This is a genomic window from Agrobacterium sp. CCNWLW32, assembly GCF_037083425.1.
Lineage (GTDB): Bacteria > Pseudomonadota > Alphaproteobacteria > Rhizobiales > Rhizobiaceae > Agrobacterium > Agrobacterium radiobacter.
The window spans coordinates 139,573-155,726 of the sequence record NZ_JBAOJM010000007.1; the positions used below are offsets into that span (position 1 = coordinate 139,573).

Annotated in this window: 13 protein-coding genes; 1 reads left to right on the plus strand and 12 read right to left on the minus strand. The window is 59.0% G+C overall.

What is annotated here, in order from left to right:
- Positions 1 to 26: 26 nt before the first annotated feature.
- The 10 genes from V6R85_RS16425 to V6R85_RS16470 all read right to left on the minus strand — a co-directional run bounded on the left by V6R85_RS16425 (position 27) and on the right by V6R85_RS16470 (position 14,123).
- Positions 27 to 635 (minus strand): metalloprotease, encoded by a 609-nt coding sequence (locus tag V6R85_RS16425; RefSeq protein WP_112295398.1) that lies wholly within the window; start codon positions 633 to 635, stop codon positions 27 to 29.
- Between the two features lie 142 nt (positions 636 to 777).
- Positions 778 to 1,317, minus strand: a complete 540-nt coding sequence (locus V6R85_RS16430) for a hypothetical protein (protein WP_153463805.1) — start codon at positions 1,315 to 1,317, stop codon at positions 778 to 780.
- Between the two features lie 106 nt (positions 1,318 to 1,423).
- Complete coding sequence (locus V6R85_RS16435) at positions 1,424 to 2,461, minus strand: DUF2332 domain-containing protein (RefSeq protein WP_003508560.1); 1,038 nt, start codon at positions 2,459 to 2,461, stop codon at positions 1,424 to 1,426.
- A 23-nt stretch (positions 2,462 to 2,484) separates the two neighbouring features.
- Positions 2,485 to 2,973 carry a MaoC family dehydratase gene (locus V6R85_RS16440; RefSeq protein WP_020010027.1) on the minus strand — a complete coding sequence of 163 codons (489 nt, stop codon included), beginning with the start codon at positions 2,971 to 2,973 and terminating at the stop codon, positions 2,485 to 2,487.
- A gap of 54 nt (positions 2,974 to 3,027) precedes the next feature.
- A complete protein-coding gene (gene glgX / locus V6R85_RS16445) occupies positions 3,028 to 4,983 on the minus strand; it encodes a glycogen debranching protein GlgX (RefSeq protein WP_112295397.1) in 1,956 nt (651 codons plus the stop codon).
- Between the two features lie 105 nt (positions 4,984 to 5,088).
- Positions 5,089 to 6,717 (minus strand): alpha-D-glucose phosphate-specific phosphoglucomutase, encoded by a 1,629-nt coding sequence (locus tag V6R85_RS16450; RefSeq protein ID WP_003508565.1) that lies wholly within the window; start codon positions 6,715 to 6,717, stop codon positions 5,089 to 5,091.
- A gap of 4 nt (positions 6,718 to 6,721) precedes the next feature.
- Positions 6,722 to 8,164, minus strand: a complete 1,443-nt coding sequence (gene glgA, locus V6R85_RS16455; protein ID WP_060723437.1) for a glycogen synthase GlgA — start codon at positions 8,162 to 8,164, stop codon at positions 6,722 to 6,724.
- Positions 8,165 to 8,169: 5 nt separating this feature from the next.
- On the minus strand, positions 8,170 to 9,432 hold the full coding sequence (gene glgC / locus V6R85_RS16460) for a glucose-1-phosphate adenylyltransferase (RefSeq protein ID WP_003508574.1): 1,263 nt from the start codon (positions 9,430 to 9,432) through the stop codon (positions 8,170 to 8,172).
- 21 nt (positions 9,433 to 9,453) lie between these two features.
- A complete protein-coding gene (glgB, locus tag V6R85_RS16465) occupies positions 9,454 to 11,661 on the minus strand; it encodes a 1,4-alpha-glucan branching protein GlgB (RefSeq protein WP_003508576.1) in 2,208 nt (735 codons plus the stop codon).
- On the minus strand, positions 11,661 to 14,123 hold the full coding sequence (locus tag V6R85_RS16470) for a glycogen/starch/alpha-glucan phosphorylase (RefSeq protein WP_336377085.1): 2,463 nt from the start codon (positions 14,121 to 14,123) through the stop codon (positions 11,661 to 11,663). Before V6R85_RS16470 ends, glgB begins: the two co-directional genes overlap by 1 nt.
- Positions 14,124 to 14,159: 36 nt before the next feature.
- Here V6R85_RS16470 and V6R85_RS16475 point away from each other — a divergent pair, with 36 nt between their 5' ends.
- Positions 14,160 to 14,492, plus strand: coding sequence for a hypothetical protein (locus V6R85_RS16475; protein ID WP_223564973.1), 333 nt, complete (start codon positions 14,160 to 14,162; stop codon positions 14,490 to 14,492).
- 123 nt (positions 14,493 to 14,615) lie between these two features.
- Here the strand turns inward: V6R85_RS16475 and V6R85_RS16480 are convergent, their stop codons facing one another.
- Together V6R85_RS16480 and V6R85_RS16485 are read right to left on the minus strand one after the other, a co-directional pair.
- A complete protein-coding gene (locus tag V6R85_RS16480) occupies positions 14,616 to 15,386 on the minus strand; it encodes a class II glutamine amidotransferase (protein WP_112278394.1) in 771 nt (256 codons plus the stop codon).
- Complete coding sequence (locus V6R85_RS16485) at positions 15,387 to 16,100, minus strand: aspartate/glutamate racemase family protein (RefSeq protein WP_003508582.1); 714 nt, start codon at positions 16,098 to 16,100, stop codon at positions 15,387 to 15,389.
- Positions 16,101 to 16,154 lie beyond the last annotated feature (54 nt).

The window sequence follows — 16,154 nt, forward strand, 5'->3', positions numbered from 1 at the left end:
AGCCAAAGTCAGGCAGGGTGTTTAATTTAGAGGGTTTGGACATATGCAACGCCGGCTTCCAGTGCATCTTGGAACTTTAGGCGTTGACGATAACTGGCAAGAAAACCGGCTTTTACGGCATTTCCGCGCTCGTCCGGCGTGCCGTGGTGCCCGGGATTATCAACTGCGTGATCTCCCACGCTGAATTGTGCCTGGGCGATAACCGCTGCCGGGAAATTTGCGTTATCTAGCTTGCGGTTGCCCGCAAAATATCCCGCTAGATAGTCCGCATGTAGCTCTATTCTTTTTACGGTCGGCTGCCCGCGCAATCGGTCGTCTATTCCATATTTATATTGTGCGATATGCCCAAACTCATGAGCGCATACGGCTGCGATGTAAGCGGCGGGATAGGCTGGCTGATTGAGAAATTCCTGTAGAAAACGTAGGCCAAAAAGAACCGTACCGTCCGAGCGCCCCATATAGTTGGCCGAACTGGCATAGGCATTTTTCCCCTTCGCGTCGTCGAGATAAGTGAAGCCGGGCAGGACATCGAAAAGATTACTGAGATAGTTCAGGGTCTGCGCCAGCGCGTAGTCGAAGTCTTTGTCTCCAGACGTGGCGATTGGAGCCTGGCCGTCGACGTAGGAGAACTCCATCGTTTTGTTATCCGTTTCGGATGCAATCTCCGAGGCGGTTAGCGTGCATCCGTTATATGTCTGGCATCGGCATATCCCGGGTAGTGCGAGGCTTGCGCCGCATCCGACAATAAGACTGCGTCTCGTAATCATGGCGTTCACCTCAGGGGCAAAGTTCGGGAAATTTTTGACAGGCCTGATTATCCGAAGGTGGTTTTGGCACCGGATTCGGTGTGGGATTCGGGTTGGGATTGGGATTTGGCGTCGGATTCGGATTCGGAGTCGGGTTTGGATTTGGGTTTCCACCAGGCACCGAATTGAACTGAAAATTCTCAAATCTCTGCGTCATTTGAGAAAATGCAAGCTGCCAATCCGCATATCCATTCTGATGAACGGTCCGGCAAGTCAAAAAACTGCCCAACGGAAGTACATTTTCCCCGCCTATCATAACGTTATGAACAGGTCCAAGTTGTACTAGGGGTAGATAGCGACCTGTTCCACCAGTTTGTTGAAAAATTGCAAATAGTGCATGCTGCCCAAATGCAGATTGCAGTTGTGGCCCTCCCATCTGCAGTAAGGTGGCAATGTTTGCGCACGCATTCATGGCGGCTTGCGATCCCATTTGTTGCTGGGCGAGCGCCGGGGTCGAAATTAACGTCCAAAACATAAGAATATTTATGATTTTTGGGGTTTTGATACGCAATTAGAATCCCCCTCTAGATAAGGTCTCAAGAAGAGGAGCATGGTTGTATTCATTTTACAAGTACTAGTTGGATTTTGGGCAATCTCTTCGTCTAAATTTTTTGCCCTTATTTCCAGCCCCGCCATTGCACCCATCGCCCATGGAAATCGGCGCGGCCAATTTCCTGCTTCTCGCCGGTCGGCCAGATTTGCAGGGTAATGGCGGCACTGCCGGACGTCGTATCCGCCTCCATTTGCAGGCGGGCAAGCGGGGCCTCCAGCGTGGCACGGGTTCCGGCCTCGGCGATCAGTGCCTCGCCTGCCTGTTTCAAGGGATCGGGCAGATATTGCCAGGCGACGGTATGATAGACGACGTGGGCAGTACCCGGATATTGCCTGGCAAGGCGGCGTTTCAGCCAGTCTACGGCGTCGGCCTTTTCGACCTGCAGGCCGTTCTCCACCGCGATCCGCAACGCGGCGGCGATGCGCTCCAGACGGTCGGTCTGGTCGGCCCAGACATAGGACATCAGGCGCAGACGATCCTCGGCCGATGACGGATCGAGCGGGTTGAGATCGCAGCCGGCGCGCTCGATAACCTCGATCCGCCCATGGGGTGGGGTATTGCCGCGCCATTCTGGTGACAGGATAACATCGGATTGTTCGCCCCAGGTGAGTTTGCCGAGGTGATATTGGTAACGGTCGAATTGCAGGTTGAGGCCGGCGCTGGCTCCCACTTCGGAAAGCACCAGCGGTTTGCCGGTCAATTCCGCAATCGAAAGAAAGCCCGGCAGCAGCACGGCGGAACGGCGAACCTCGTTGGTCTGCGGTGGTGATTTCAACCTTTCAAGGATGAAGGCGGAATGAAAACGCAGGGCGCTGGCGCAAGCCTGCCAGAGAGCCTCCTCGTCTTCCGGTGGGATATCGACAAGCGGCGCGATCTTTTCCTTGATGGCAAGCGCATGCAGGGCGCCCGCCAACCGCAGGGGAACGGAATCGCCGGAGGGGCCGACATCGCCGGGCCAGGATAAAATCCGCTCGCCCACCTCCGTCTGGCGGTCGAGCCTTGCTGCCACCGCGCGGCATAGCCGTGCGGTAAAGGGCGAGCCAAGGCTGTCGCAGGCTCTTGCCTGCACGAGGAACGCATTCCTTACGGCTTCGTCATGCATGCGCTCTCTCCCTTGCGGTGGTTTCAGGCGTCTTGCGGCCTGTCCTCCGGGTTGAACTGGCTGATGGTGGTCCAGCGTGCGGTGAGCGCCGGTTTTTTCTCGTTTTCGATTTCCACCGTCACGTCATAAGTCGTCATCAGCATGGCGGCCCCGCGAAAACGCGCTTCCGCCAGCGTGAACCGGCCACGCACCCGCGCGCCGCTTTTGACCGGCGTGACGAAACGGATGGCATCGAAGCCGTAATTGATGCCCATGGTCTGTTCGCGAATGCGGGGCAGGGCATCGTAATTCAGCGCCGAAAGCAGGGAGAGCGTCAGAAATCCATGCGCGATGGTGCCGCCGAAGGGACTTTCCGCTTTGGCGCGTTCCGGGTCGGTGTGGATGAACTGTTCGTCCAGCGTCGCTTTTGCGAAGGCATCAATCATCGTCTGGTCAACGGTGATCCAGTCGGAAACGCCCATTTCCGTACCGACGCGATCCTTCATTTCCGCCAGCGCAATTTCTTTTGTCATGTTACCTCGTCCGCATTGTTTCCCGCGACTTATACGGCTCGTGACGCGAAGGGATCAACTGCGCAGATAAAACACCACCGAACGGGCGGGCAGGAAGGCGGGATTGCCGAAATCCGTACCTATGGCGCGCCAGCCATCACCCGGCAGGGTGAAGGGAACGATCTCGCGGCCGCGATTGATAAGAACGGCAAGCTCGGTATCCTCGCCGGTCTCCCGGTCCGGGGTGGAAAGCAGCATGGCGAAGGCCTGCGCATCCGGTCTTTCCCAATCTGCTGTCGTCATCGGTTCTCCGGCGGGGGCAAGCCATGTCACATCGTCCCTGCCGGAAAAGAAGCCCGTCTCAGAAAACACGCCGAAACGTTTGCGCAATGCGGCAAGAAAGGCCGTGTGGTCGATCAGTTCGGGGACAAGCGATGACCAGTCGACCCAGTTGATCTCATTGTCCTGGCAATAGGCATTGTTGTTGCCCTGCTGGCTGCGGCCGCCCTCGTCGCCCGCCGTCAGCATCAGGGCGCCGCGGCTGACGAAAAGCGTGGAAAGCAGCGCTTTCACATCCGCAAGCCGGGCGGCGACAATGGCGGGATCATCGGTCAGGCCTTCAAAACCATTGTTCCAGGAATGGTTATCATTATGGCCGTCGCGATTGCTTTCGCCGTTCCTTTCATTGTGCTTGCGTTCATGGCTGACAAGATCGAACAGGGTAAAACCGTCATGGGCGGCAAGGAAATTGACGCTGCGGCTTCTCGCGCGGCCATGCCGGGAAAAGATCGGCGATGAGCCGGACAGCGCATTGGCCAGCGCCCCGGTCGTGCCGGCATCACCACGCCAGAAACGGCGCATGTCGTCGCGGGCGCGATCGTTCCACTCGAGGAAGCTTTCAGGGAAATTGCCGAGCTGATATCCGCCGGGACCGATATCCCAGGGTTCGGCGATCAATATCCGGTCGTAAAGCGCCGGGTCCGAATGCATGGCGGCCAGCGTCTCGCTCGCCATGTCGAAGCCGGCGGCCGTTCTTCCGAGCACGGGCGCGAGATCGAAACGGAAGCCGTCCACACCGGCATTCAGAACAAAATGCCTGAGGGAATCGACGATGAGCTGGCGAATATAGGGATGGTCGCAGGCAACCGTGTTGCCGGTGCCGGTATCGTTGACCAGCACGCCCGGTTTTCCCTGTGGGTGACGGAAGGCGGTGAGATTGTCGAGCCCGCGCAACGACAGGATCGAGCCCTCGATATCGCTTTCACCCGTATGGTTGAAGACGAGATCGAGAATGACGCCGATGCCTTCCGCATGCAGCGCCGCAACCGTATCTCGCAATTCCCGCACGCCGCCGGGGCAGAGGCGCGGATCGAGCGCCATGAAGCCGACGGGATTATAACCCCAGGCATTGGAAAGGCCGAGAGGCGGCAGGTGGCGCTCGTCGATCCAAGCGGTGATCGGCATCAATTCCACCGCATCGACGCCGATTTTTTTCAGGTGTGCGAGAATGGCGGGATGGGCAAGTGCTGCGACGGTGCCTCTGATGTCTTTCGGCACCTCGGGATGCAACTGCGTGAAGGATTTGACGGCAAGCTCATAAATCAGCCCGCCTTCGGCAAAAAGCGGCTGATGGCGCTTGACCGGCTCATATTGGGAAAGGACCGCCTTCGGCATGATCTCGCCGGTCTCCGCGCCAAAGGCGTAAAGCGCTGGATCGTGTCGGAAGGGGCGGTCGATCTCCGTGGCATAGGGATCGAGCAGCAGCTTTGCGGGATCGAACCAGAGGCCGTGTTCAGGAGCGTAAATGCCGTGAGCGCGAAAGCCGTATCGCGTGCCGAGGCCGACGTCGGCGACGATCAATCTGTGAATATCGTCTTCGCCGCGCACCATCGGCAGGCGCGCCGTTTCTTTTTCGCCGGTTTTATCGAAAAGGCAGAGATCGATCTGGGAGGCATGCCGGGAATAGACCGTGAATTCCGTTCCGTTTTCCGTCTGGATTGCGCCTTTGGGGAAAACGGAAGTTGTCTGCATGATCAGTCTCTCCGGGGATGGTGTTTCTCTCCCAGAACGGAAAAGGGAGGCAAGGCCGAATGAGGGACGCTTTCAGTGCGTCCCTCATGAGCGGGCGACAAGCCCTTACGTAATAACGCTCGGCGCGTTGCGGCCGGTATGGGCCCTGATGCCGGCGATCGTATCGGCAACGGCAATCAGGTCGGAAAGCGCTTCCTGCGTTTCGATGCCATGACGGGCCGCATCCGCCTCGTAACGCTCGACATAAAGGCGAAGCGTCGCGCCCGCAGTACCGGTGCCGGAAAGGCGCAGCACGATGCGCGAACCGCCTTCGAAGAGGATGCGGATGCCCTGATTTTTGCTGACGGACTGATCGACCGGATCGTGATAGGCAAAATCATCCGCCGCCGCGACCTTCAGATTGCCGTAGCTGGTGCCGGGAAGCGTCGCGAGTTTTTCGCGCAGGGTGGCGACCAGCGTGTTCGCCGCATCCGAATCCACTTCCTCATAGTCGTGGCGCGAATAATAGTTGCGGCCATATTCGGCCCAGTGCCTGGTGACGATGTCTTTCACGCTTTCCTTGCGCGCGGCGACGATGTTCAGCCAGTAGAGCACAGCCCAGAGGCCATCCTTTTCGCGCACATGGTTGGAGCCGGTGCCGAAGCTCTCTTCGCCGCAGATCGTCACCTTGCCGGCATCCATGAGGTTGCCGAAGAATTTCCAGCCGGTCGGCGTCTCATACATGCCAAGGCCGAGTTTTTCGGCGACACGGTCGGCTGCCGCACTTGTCGGCATGGAGCGGGCGATACCGGAAATGCCGGCCGCATAACCGGGGGCGAGTTTGGCATTAGCGGCGATGATGGCCAGACTGTCTGATGGCGTGACGAACATGCCCTTGCCGACGACCATGTTGCGGTCGCCATCGCCATCGGAAGCGGCGCCGAAATCGGGGCCTTCCGGGCTCATGACATCGTCATAAAGCTCCTTGGCGTGGACAAGGTTCGGGTCGGGATGATGGCCGCCGAAATCCGGCAGCGGTGTGGCGTTGCGGACGGAACCCTTCGGTGCGCCGAGGCGCTTTTCGATGATTTCCACGGCATAAGGGCCAGTAACGGCACTCATGGAATCAACCACGACCTTGAAGCCGCCGGCGATAAGCGTGCGGATGGCGTCGAAATCGAACAGCTCTTCCATCAGGGCGGCATAATCGGCGACCGGATCGATCACCTCGACAGTCAGCTCGTCCACCTTGAAGCTGCCGATCTTGTCTAGATCGATATCGGCGGCATCCGAGATTTTGTAGCTGTCGATGACTTTCGAGCGGGCATAGATCGCGTCCGTGATCTTCTCAGGTGCGGGACCACCATTGCCGATATTGTATTTGATGCCGAAATCTTCGGTCGGACCGCCGGGATTATGGCTGGCGGAAAGCACGATGCCGCCGAAGGCCTTGTATTTGCGGATGACGTTGGAGGCGGCGGGTGTGGAGAGAATGCCGCCCTGACCGACCAGAACCTTGCCGAAACCGGCAGCGGCGGCCATCTTGATCGCCTTCTGGATGACTTCGCGGTTGTAATAACGGCCGTCGCCACCAATCACCAGCGTCTGGCCCTCAAAGCCTTCGAGTGCGTCGAAGATCGACTGGATGAAGTTCTCCGCGTAATTTTCCTGGGCGAAGACCGGCACCTTCTTGCGCAGGCCGGATGTGCCCGGCTTCTGGTCCTGATAGGGCGTCGTCTTGATGGTTTTGATCATTGTTTCAATGGCCTTTCGAAATAAGCTGGCTGTAAAGCGCGGCGTAGAGACCGGCGCTCTTTTCCCAGGAAACATCGGATTTCATTCCGAGTTTCTGCATTTGTGTCCACAGTTTCGGGTCGTGATAATAACGGACGGTCCGGCGGATCGCCTGTTTCAGACCATCAAGCGTGACGGGTGAAAATTGCACGCCTGTCGCCGATTTATTGGCGATGGCGGCATGGTTGGCGTCGATCACCGTATCGGCAAGGCCGCCGGTGCGGGCGACGACCGGAATGCAGCCATAACGCAGCGCGTAAAGCTGGGTGAGGCCGCAGGGTTCGAAACGCGAGGGAATGATGATCGCGTCGCAGCCCGCCTGCATGAGATGCGACAGGGGTTCGTTGTAACCGATGGCAACGCCGACGCGGCCATGGTGTCGGGATGCCGCCGCCAGAAGCGCGCCTTCCAGCGCCACATCGCCCGCGCCAAGCACCACGAGACGGCCGCCGAGCGAAACGATCTCATCCACGGCTTCCGCCATGAGGTCGATGCCCTTCTGCCAGGTGAGGCGGGAGATGACGCAGAACAGCGGGCTGTCATCATCATCGATGCGGAAATGTTCGGCGACCGCCTTCTTGTTCAGCGCGCGGTTCTTGAGATTGGCGGCCGAATAATTGTCGTGGATCAGATGGTCCGTTGCCGGGTTCCAGACATCGGCATCGATGCCGTTGACGATGCCGTGCAGCACATGGGCGCGGCTGCCGATGACGCCGTGCAGGCCCATGCCGAATTGCGGGGTGAGGATCTCCTCGGCATAGGACGGGCTGACGGTGCTGAGCGCCGTTGCCGTCTGCAGGCCGCCCTTCAGGAAGCTCACATCATTATAATATTCGATGCCTTCCATGCCGAAGGAATGCGGTGGCAGCGCCAGTTTGCTGAAGATATTGGCGCCGAACTGGCCCTGAAAGGCGATGTTGTGGATGGTGAGAAGGCTCGGAATCTCAGGCGTTTCGGCATAACGCATATAGACCGGCGCCATGGCGGCCTGCCAGTCATGGGCATGCACGATATCCGGCCGCCAGCCGGGAAGCGCGCCGGCGGCAATACGGGCTGCCGCGAGCGACAGTGCCGCGAAGCGCTTCCAATTGTCTGGATAGTCCTTGCCGGTCTGGTCGAGATAGGGGCCGCCGGAGCGCTCGTAATAGGCGGGCGCATCGAGAATGAGGAGATCGAGCCCCTCATGCCGTACTTCGAGCACATCGGCTTTTTCGCCGAGCAGATCGGTAAATTCCAGACATTTGACGGGGTCCGTCACGGCGGCTTTCACCGCCGGATATCCGGGTATCAATGTCCGCGTCCTGACGCCAAGGGCCTCGAGCGCGATGGGGAGCGCGCCGGCAACGTCGGCGAGCCCTCCGGTCTTGATCAGGGGATAGACTTCGGATGAAACCGAAAGGACATTCATGGGCTCTACAGGTCCAGCTTGTCGATCATCGATTGGGTGATAAGGCAAATGCCGTTTTCCGTGCGGCGGAAACGCTTGGCATCCAGTTCGGGGTCTTCTCCTACAATCAGTCCTTCCGGAATGACCACTCCATGGTCGATGACGACGTTGCTGAGCTGGGCATGGCGCCCGATCTTCACACTCGGCAGTACTACGGCATTCTCAAGGCGGGAGTATGAATTGGCGCGCACGCCGGTAAACAGGAGGCTGCGGGTGAGGGCCGCACCGGAAATGATGCAGTCTCCCGAAACAACCGAAGACACGGCCGAACCGCGGCGGTTCTCATCGTCATGCACGAATTTCGCCGGCGGGGTGATTTCCGCATAGGTCCAGATCGGCCAGGACTTGTCGTAGATATCGAGGTCAGGCACCACATCCGTGAGATCGATATTGGCCTGCCAGTAGGCATCGATGGTGCCCACGTCGCGCCAGTAAGGACCATGCTCGAAATCCGAGCGGACGCAGGAGTCTGCGAAGCGGTGGGCGACGGCTTTGCCGTGCTTTACGATATAGGGAATGATATCCTTGCCGAAGTCGCGGCTGGAGGTCGGATCGGCGGCGTCGCGGCGCAGCGCTTCCATCAGGAATTTCGTGTGGAAGACATAAATGCCCATGGAGGCAAGCGCGAAGCCTTCATTGCCGGGAATGCCTGGTGGATCGGCCGGCTTTTCGATGAAATCGATGATCTCGTCTTTTTCATTCACATGCATCACGCCGAAACCGGTCGCATCCATGCGCGGTACTTCAAGGCAGCCGATCGTCACGTCAGCGCCGGAATCGACATGCTGCTGCAGCATGTATTCGTAGTCCATCTTATAGATATGGTCGCCGGCGAGGATGACCATATATTCCGGCGCATAGGGCTCGATGATGTCGATATTCTGGTAAACCGCGTCGGCGGTGCCTTCATACCATTGCGTTTCGGAAACGCGCTGGGAGGCGGGAAGAATGTCGAAGCTCTCGTTCCGTTCAGGGCGGAAGAAGTCCCAGCCGCGCTGCAGGTGGCGAATGAGGGAGTGCGCCTTGTATTGCGTGGCGACGCCGATGCGGCGAATGCCGGAATTGAGCGCGTTGGAAAGCGCAAAATCGATGATACGCGCCTTGCCGCCGAAATAGACGGCGGGTTTTGCCCGGCGGTCCGTCAGCTCCTTCAGGCGGCTGCCTCTGCCGCCTGCGAGGACATAGGCCATTGCATCACGCGCCAAAGGCTGAACTCTTTTTTCCGACATGGTGTCCTCCCTCTCTGTCTGTCAGTTTTCCGGTTCGAGCATGATCGTGGCAAGCGGCGGCAGGACGAGCATCGCCCCGATATCGCCGCCGGCATCGACCGCCTGAACGCGTCCGCCATTTCCCTTGCCGCTGCCGCCATAAATTTCGGCATCGGTGTTGAGAATCTCCCGCCACCGCCCCGCCAGAGGCAGCGGCACATAATAATTTTCCCGATAGACCGGGGTGAGGTTGCAGATGACCGCCACCGGCTTTTCGCCGGGCGCCGTGCGCAGCCAGGCGAAGACGGAATTCTCGTGATCATCGACCACAAGCCAGCGGAAGCCGTCAGGTTCGCAGTCACGGGCGTGCAGGGCAGCTTTGGATCGATAGGTGAGGTTGAGATCGCGCACGAGGCGGCGCATGCCCTCATGCATCGGATATTGGCGCAGGTTCCAGTCGAGCGACCCCTTTTCGCTCCATTCGCTCCACTGTGCGAACTCCTGCCCCATGAACAGCAGCTTCTTGCCGGGATAACCCCACATGAAGCCGTAATAGGAGCGGAGATTGGCGAATTTCTGCCAGTCATCGCCGGACATCTTGGCGATCAGCGATCCCTTGCCGTGCACCACCTCGTCGTGGGAAAGCGGAAGCACGAAATTCTCGGTGAAGGCGTAAAGCAGGCCGAAGGTCAGTTCCTGATGGTGGAACTTGCGATGCACCGGCTCACGCGCGAAATAACTCAGCGTGTCGTGCATGAAGCCCATGTTCCATTTGAAGCCGAAACCGAGACCGCCCTCGTGGACGGGCTGGGACACTTTCGGCCACGAGGTGGATTCCTCCGCGATCGTCATGACGCCGGGATGGGTGCCGTAGACGAGCGAATTCATCTTCTGCAGGAAGCGGACGGATTCGAGATTTTCGCGTCCGCCATATTCATTGGGGATCCACTCGCCTTCCTTGCGGGAATAATCGAGATAGAGCATCGAGGCGACCGCATCGACGCGCAGGCCGTCGAGATGGAATTTCTCGGCCCAATAAAGCGCGTTGTTGATGAGGTAGGACATGACCTCGATACGGCCGAAATTGTAGATCGCCGTGTTCCAGTCGGGGTGAAAACCCTGACGCGGATCGGCGTGCTCGTAAAGCGCGGTGCCGTCGAACCAGCGCAACCCGTGCTCATCGGTCGGAAAATGCGCCGGAACCCAGTCGAGAAGAACGCCGATACCGACCTTGTGCGCGCCATTGACGAAACGGGCAAAGCCCTCGGGATCGCCGAAACGGGCGGATGGCGCATAAAGGCCGGTCGTCTGGTAACCCCAGGAGGGATCATAGGGATGTTCGGTGATGGGCAGGAATTCGATATGGGTGAAGCCCATATCCGTACAATAGGGAATGAGCTGGGCGGCGAGTTCATCCCAGCTGAGGAAGGTGCCGTCCTCGCGGCGCTGCCAGGAGCCGGCATGCACCTCATAGATGCTGATCGGTTGGCGGCGCTGGTCCACCTGCGCCCAATGTTCCCGGTGGGCCTGATCTTCCCATTTCTGCGTCAGTTCCGGCGCGGTGACGGAAGCGTTCTTCGGCCGCAATTCGGCGCGGCGGGCATAAGGGTCGGCCTTCAGGGGCAGAAGCTCGCCATTGGCGCCGAGGACTTCGAACTTGTAGGCGCAGCCGGCATAGACGTCAGGCGCGAAGATTTCCCAGATGCCGGTATCCTTGCGGAAGCGCATCACATGCCGGCGGCCATCCCAATTGTTGAAATCGCCGACGACGGAAACACGCCGCGCATTGGGCGCCCACACGGCGAAGTGAAAACCTTCGACGCCTTCGAGTTTCAGCGGATGCGCGCCCATCCTGTCGAAGAGCCTGAGATGCGATCCTTCACGGACGAAATAATCGTCCATGGGTCCGAGAACAGGGCCGAAGCTGTAGGGGTCGGTCACCGCCCATTCGGCATCGTCGCGGCTGGCGCGGTACCGCACCGGCTGGCGCTTTGAAAGATCGATCCGGCCTTCGAAAAAACCATCAGGATCAAGCCGCTTCAATTCACCTACGAAATTTCCATCCAGCGTGAGGACGGAAACCTCCTCGGCGCCCGGAATGAAACAGCGGGCGGAAAACCCTTCCGGCGTCTCGTGAACGCCGAGAAGGGCAAAGGGATTGGAATGCAAACCGCTCTTGATCGCCTCGATTTCAGCCTTCGTGATTTCGCCAGTCTTTTTCTCTTCGGCCGAATTGAGCGGTTTTTTCATCAGGCTCTCCAGATCTCGGTGGCATACTGGCGGATCGTCCTGTCGGACGAGAACCAGCCCATACGCGCCGTGTTGCGCACTGCTTTGGTGTTCCAGCTATCCTGATCGCTCCAGATCGCGTCCACCTTGCGCTGTGCGTCGGCATAGGCGTCGAAATCGGCGGCGACCATGAACCAGTCGCTGTTGTATATGCCGTCGATGAGGGCAGAAAACCGCGAACGATCATCCGGTGAAAACACACCCGACGCGATGGACGACAGAGCCTGCGACAATTCCGCAGACCCTTCGATGATGGCACGCGGATTGTGGCCCTCGGCGCGAGCTCTGGCCACTTCTTCCGCCGTCATGCCGAAGATGACGATGTTCTCAGGGCCGACATGTTCGAGCATTTCCACATTCGCGCCATCGAGCGTGCCGATGGTCAGCGCGCCGTTCAGCGCGAATTTCATGTTGCCGGTGCCGGAGGCTTCCATGCCGGCCGTCGAAATCTGTTCCGAAAGATCGGCGGCGGGAACCATGATTTCGGCAAGCGAGACGTTATAGTTCGGAACAAACACCACTTTGAGAAGCCCGCGCACGGCCGGATCGTTGTTGATGACCCGGGCAATATCGTTGGCAAGCTTGATGATCAGCTTCGCGTTGTGATAACTCGGCGCCGCCTTGCCTGCGAAGAACTTAACGCGCGGCACCCAATCCAGTTCCGGGTGGGAACGGATCTGGTCGTAAAGGGCGACAGTCTCAACAAGGTTCAGAAGCTGGCGCTTATATTCGTGGATGCGCTTGATCTGGATGTCGAACATGGCCGAGGGATCGACGCGGATGCCCATGCGCTGCGCCACCGTATTGGCAAGCCGCACCTTGTTCAGACGCTTCACCTCGGCAAATTTCTCGCGGAAACCGGCATCGTCGGCGAAACGGTCGAGTGCCGTCAGCTTTTCCGCATCATCGAGGAAATCGTCGCCGATCGCTTCCCTGATCAATCCCGTCAGGCCGGGGTTGCACTGCATCAGCCAGCGGCGCGGCGTAATGCCGTTGGTCTTGTTGTTGATACGATCAGGATAAAGGCTGTGCAGGTCGGCAAAGACAGTTTCCTTCATCAGCTCGGTATGAAGTGCGGAAACGCCGTTGATGGAATGCGAGCCGATGAAGGCGAGGTTGCCCATGCGCACCCGGCGCTCGCCGCCTTCATCGATGAGAGAGATGGAACGGATCTGTTGATCCGCCATCTTCTTTTCCTTGCGGGCGAAGAGCAGCGTATTGGCGTTGATGGCGTAAACGATCTGCATGTGCCGCGGCAAAAGGCGCTCGAGCAACGGCACCGGCCAGCTTTCCAGCGCTTCCGGCAGAAGCGTGTGGTTGGTGTAGGAGAAGGTGCCCTGTGTGATCTTCCAGGCTTCGTCGAATTCAAGGCCATGGACATCGCAGAGCAGGCGCATCATTTCGCAGATGGAAATGGCCGGATGCGTGTCGTTAAGCTGGATCGAAACCTTGTCGGGCAGCGAGGTGAAATCCGGGTACTGCTGCAGATGGCGGCGCAGAATGTCCTGCAGCGAAGCGGAGGAGAAGAAGAACTCCTGCCGCAGGCGCAGTTCCTGACCGGCCGGCGTCGCATCGGCGGGGTAGAGAACCCGCGTCAGGCTTTCCGCCTTGTTGCTTTCGCGCAATGCGCCGATATGGTCGCCGGCATTGAAGGCGGCCAAAAGAATGGGATCTATCGGCTGCGCCGACCACAGGCGAAGCGTGTTGACGCGGGTACCGCGCCAGCCGACGACCGGCGTGTCGTAAGCCATGGCGATGACGCGTTCGGCCGGTTTCCAGACGAAGCGCTGCGGATCTTCATAACCGCCGATCGTCTCCACCGATCCGCCGAAGCCGATTTCATAGGAGCTTTCGCGGCGTTCGAATTCCCAGGGGTTGCCATGCGCCAGCCAGGTTTCCGGCAGTTCCACCTGCCATCCATCCGCCATCTGCTGGCGGAAGAGGCCGTGCACGTAACGGATGCCATAGCCATAGGCGGGAATATCGACGGTCGCCATGGATTCCATGAAACAGGCGGCGAGACGGCCAAGGCCGCCATTGCCAAGGGCTGCATCCGGCTCCAGACCGGCGATGACGTCAAGATCGACGCCGAGCGAGGACAGCGCATCGCGGATTTCGTGCATCAGGCCGATATTGGAGATGGCGTCGCGCATCAGGCGGCCGATCAGGAATTCGAGCGACAGGTAATAAACGCGCTTGGAATTGTTGTGATAGGCCTTGCGGGTGGATTCCATCCATTTGTCGATGATGCGGTCGCGGACGACGAGGATGGTTGCGGTCAGCCAGTCGTGCGGCTTGGCGACCTTGACGTCCTTACCGATGCGGTAGGTGAGGCGTTCGATGATTTCCGACGCCATGATTTCCGGGTTGGAACTGCGCGGGGCGGGGCGGGGAAGATCGGCGGCGTTTAGATTATTGATCATTGGTCGGTCAGCACCTTGGTGGGAGGAGAGGGTCTGATGAGGTCGATCCGTGTTGCCTTTGCTGATGCCAGTTTATGCATCGATATGGAGGTGTGGCAACAGCATTTTTTGCGGAAAGTTGAACGGCTTAGGTTTATGAAAAATAAGAATTTTTCTTCCGCGTCCCAAGGATCGCCGAAGGCATTGCCGGCCCTTTATCCGCCGTTCCTGAAGAGGTTTGCGTGGTGGTCGCGATGCCGGGCATCGTTCAAAAAAGGGAGAGAGGCTGCAACACTTTTAAATGGTTCACCGGTCCTGAAATCTGTTTCGCTCTATTATCTTTACACACCAGACCGAAAACCGCGCATATGTTTCGGTCCGATGCTCTAAATCACACACTAGCCTTCGCGGCCGCAAAAATTCAATGAAAATAAATGGGTCGCCGCCACAGCCATGTTTGTCTCGCGTGGCGGCGGTGTGAAAACGGGGCAACACCGTCGTCGAAGACGATGTTTACGGCAGAAAAAAAGGCTCTGTCGTCATTTCCCCGGCGCGGATCGTCACGCGGGTATTCGGCGGAACGGCGCACCAGGGAGTGCAATCGAAGGAAAAGGGCTCCGAACTCAACGCGATGCCTTCTTCCAGGCCGCGCCAGTAGAGCGTCGGCGGCTTGTCATCGCTCGACCAGCGGAAGGCGTGCACGCAATCGCCGTCCATCAGCACGGCGCTGAAGCGCAGTGCGGAGGAAACGCCCGCCGCGACCATCTTTTCCTGACAGAGACGAAGGGCGGTGGAAATTGCGCGCACGGGATCGGCATCAAGGCCAAGGCCGGCGGCGATGAGGAATATTGCTTCGCTGTCGCCGGTGCCGCGTCGGGATGCATAGATATCATCGGGGATAAGGGAGTCGATGTCGCGCCTGATCTGCTCGTAGCCGCCGATCTGGCCGTTATGCATGAAGAGATATTGGCCATGGGCAAAGGGGTGGCAATTGGCGCGGGATACTTCGCCTGAGGTGGCGGAGCGGACATGGGCCATGAACATGCCCGAGCGAAGCTGGTGGCAGAGTGCAGCGAGGTTGGCATCCGACCAGGCGGGCCTGGTATCACGAAAGACGCCGGGCGTTCCGCGTTCGCCATACCAGCCAAGGCCGCAACCGTCGCCATTGACGACGGTTTTCGCTTCTCTTGCGGCCATGGACTGGCTGACCAGTGATGCTTCTGGCTCGATCAGCAGGCTGTCGAGCCAGACGGGTTTACCGGAATAGGCAAAGAGGCGGCACATTCATGCGGCTCTGTCGAAAGCCTTGTTTCCGAGCGCGAAGCCGACGGCGGCCTTCGCGTGAATGGCGGTCGAATCGTAACCGGGCAGCGGCAGGGCGTCGGGGTCGATCAGCAGCGAAATTTCGGTGCAGCCGAGAATGACGGAATCGACGCCGAGTGCGCGAGCCTTGTCGATGACCGCGAGATAGCGTTCACGCGAGCAGGACTTGATCTCGCCCTGGCAGAGTTCGCCGAATATGATGTCGTGGATCGCAGCCCTGTCTTCCGCATCGGGCACGACCACGTCGACGCCGTGGCGGCGCATGCGGTCGGTGTAGAAGCCGTGCTCCATCGTGTAACGGGTGGCGAGCAGAAGCGGCTTGCGGCGTCCATCCGCCTTCAGGGCTGCTGCGGTTTCATCGATGATGTCGATCAGCGCCACGCCGGACATTTTCGCTACGGTGTCAGCGACAAGATGCATGGTGTTGGTGCAGATCAGCACGCAATCGGCACCCGCATTGGCAAGGCGCGCACCGGCAGCGCCCAGAAGAGCGCCTGCCTCATCCCAGCGATCGGCCTTCTGGAGGGCGACGACCTCGGAAAAATCGAGCGAATGCATGACGATATCGGCCGAGACCAGGCCGCCGCGGCTGTCGCGCACGGCCTCATTGATCATGCGGTAATAGGTTGCGGTAGATTCCCAGCTCATGCCGCCGATCAGGCCGATCCGTTTCATAAGAGTTCCCTTATCAAGTTTGATTGAAGACAAGAATGCCATCACCGAAACGAA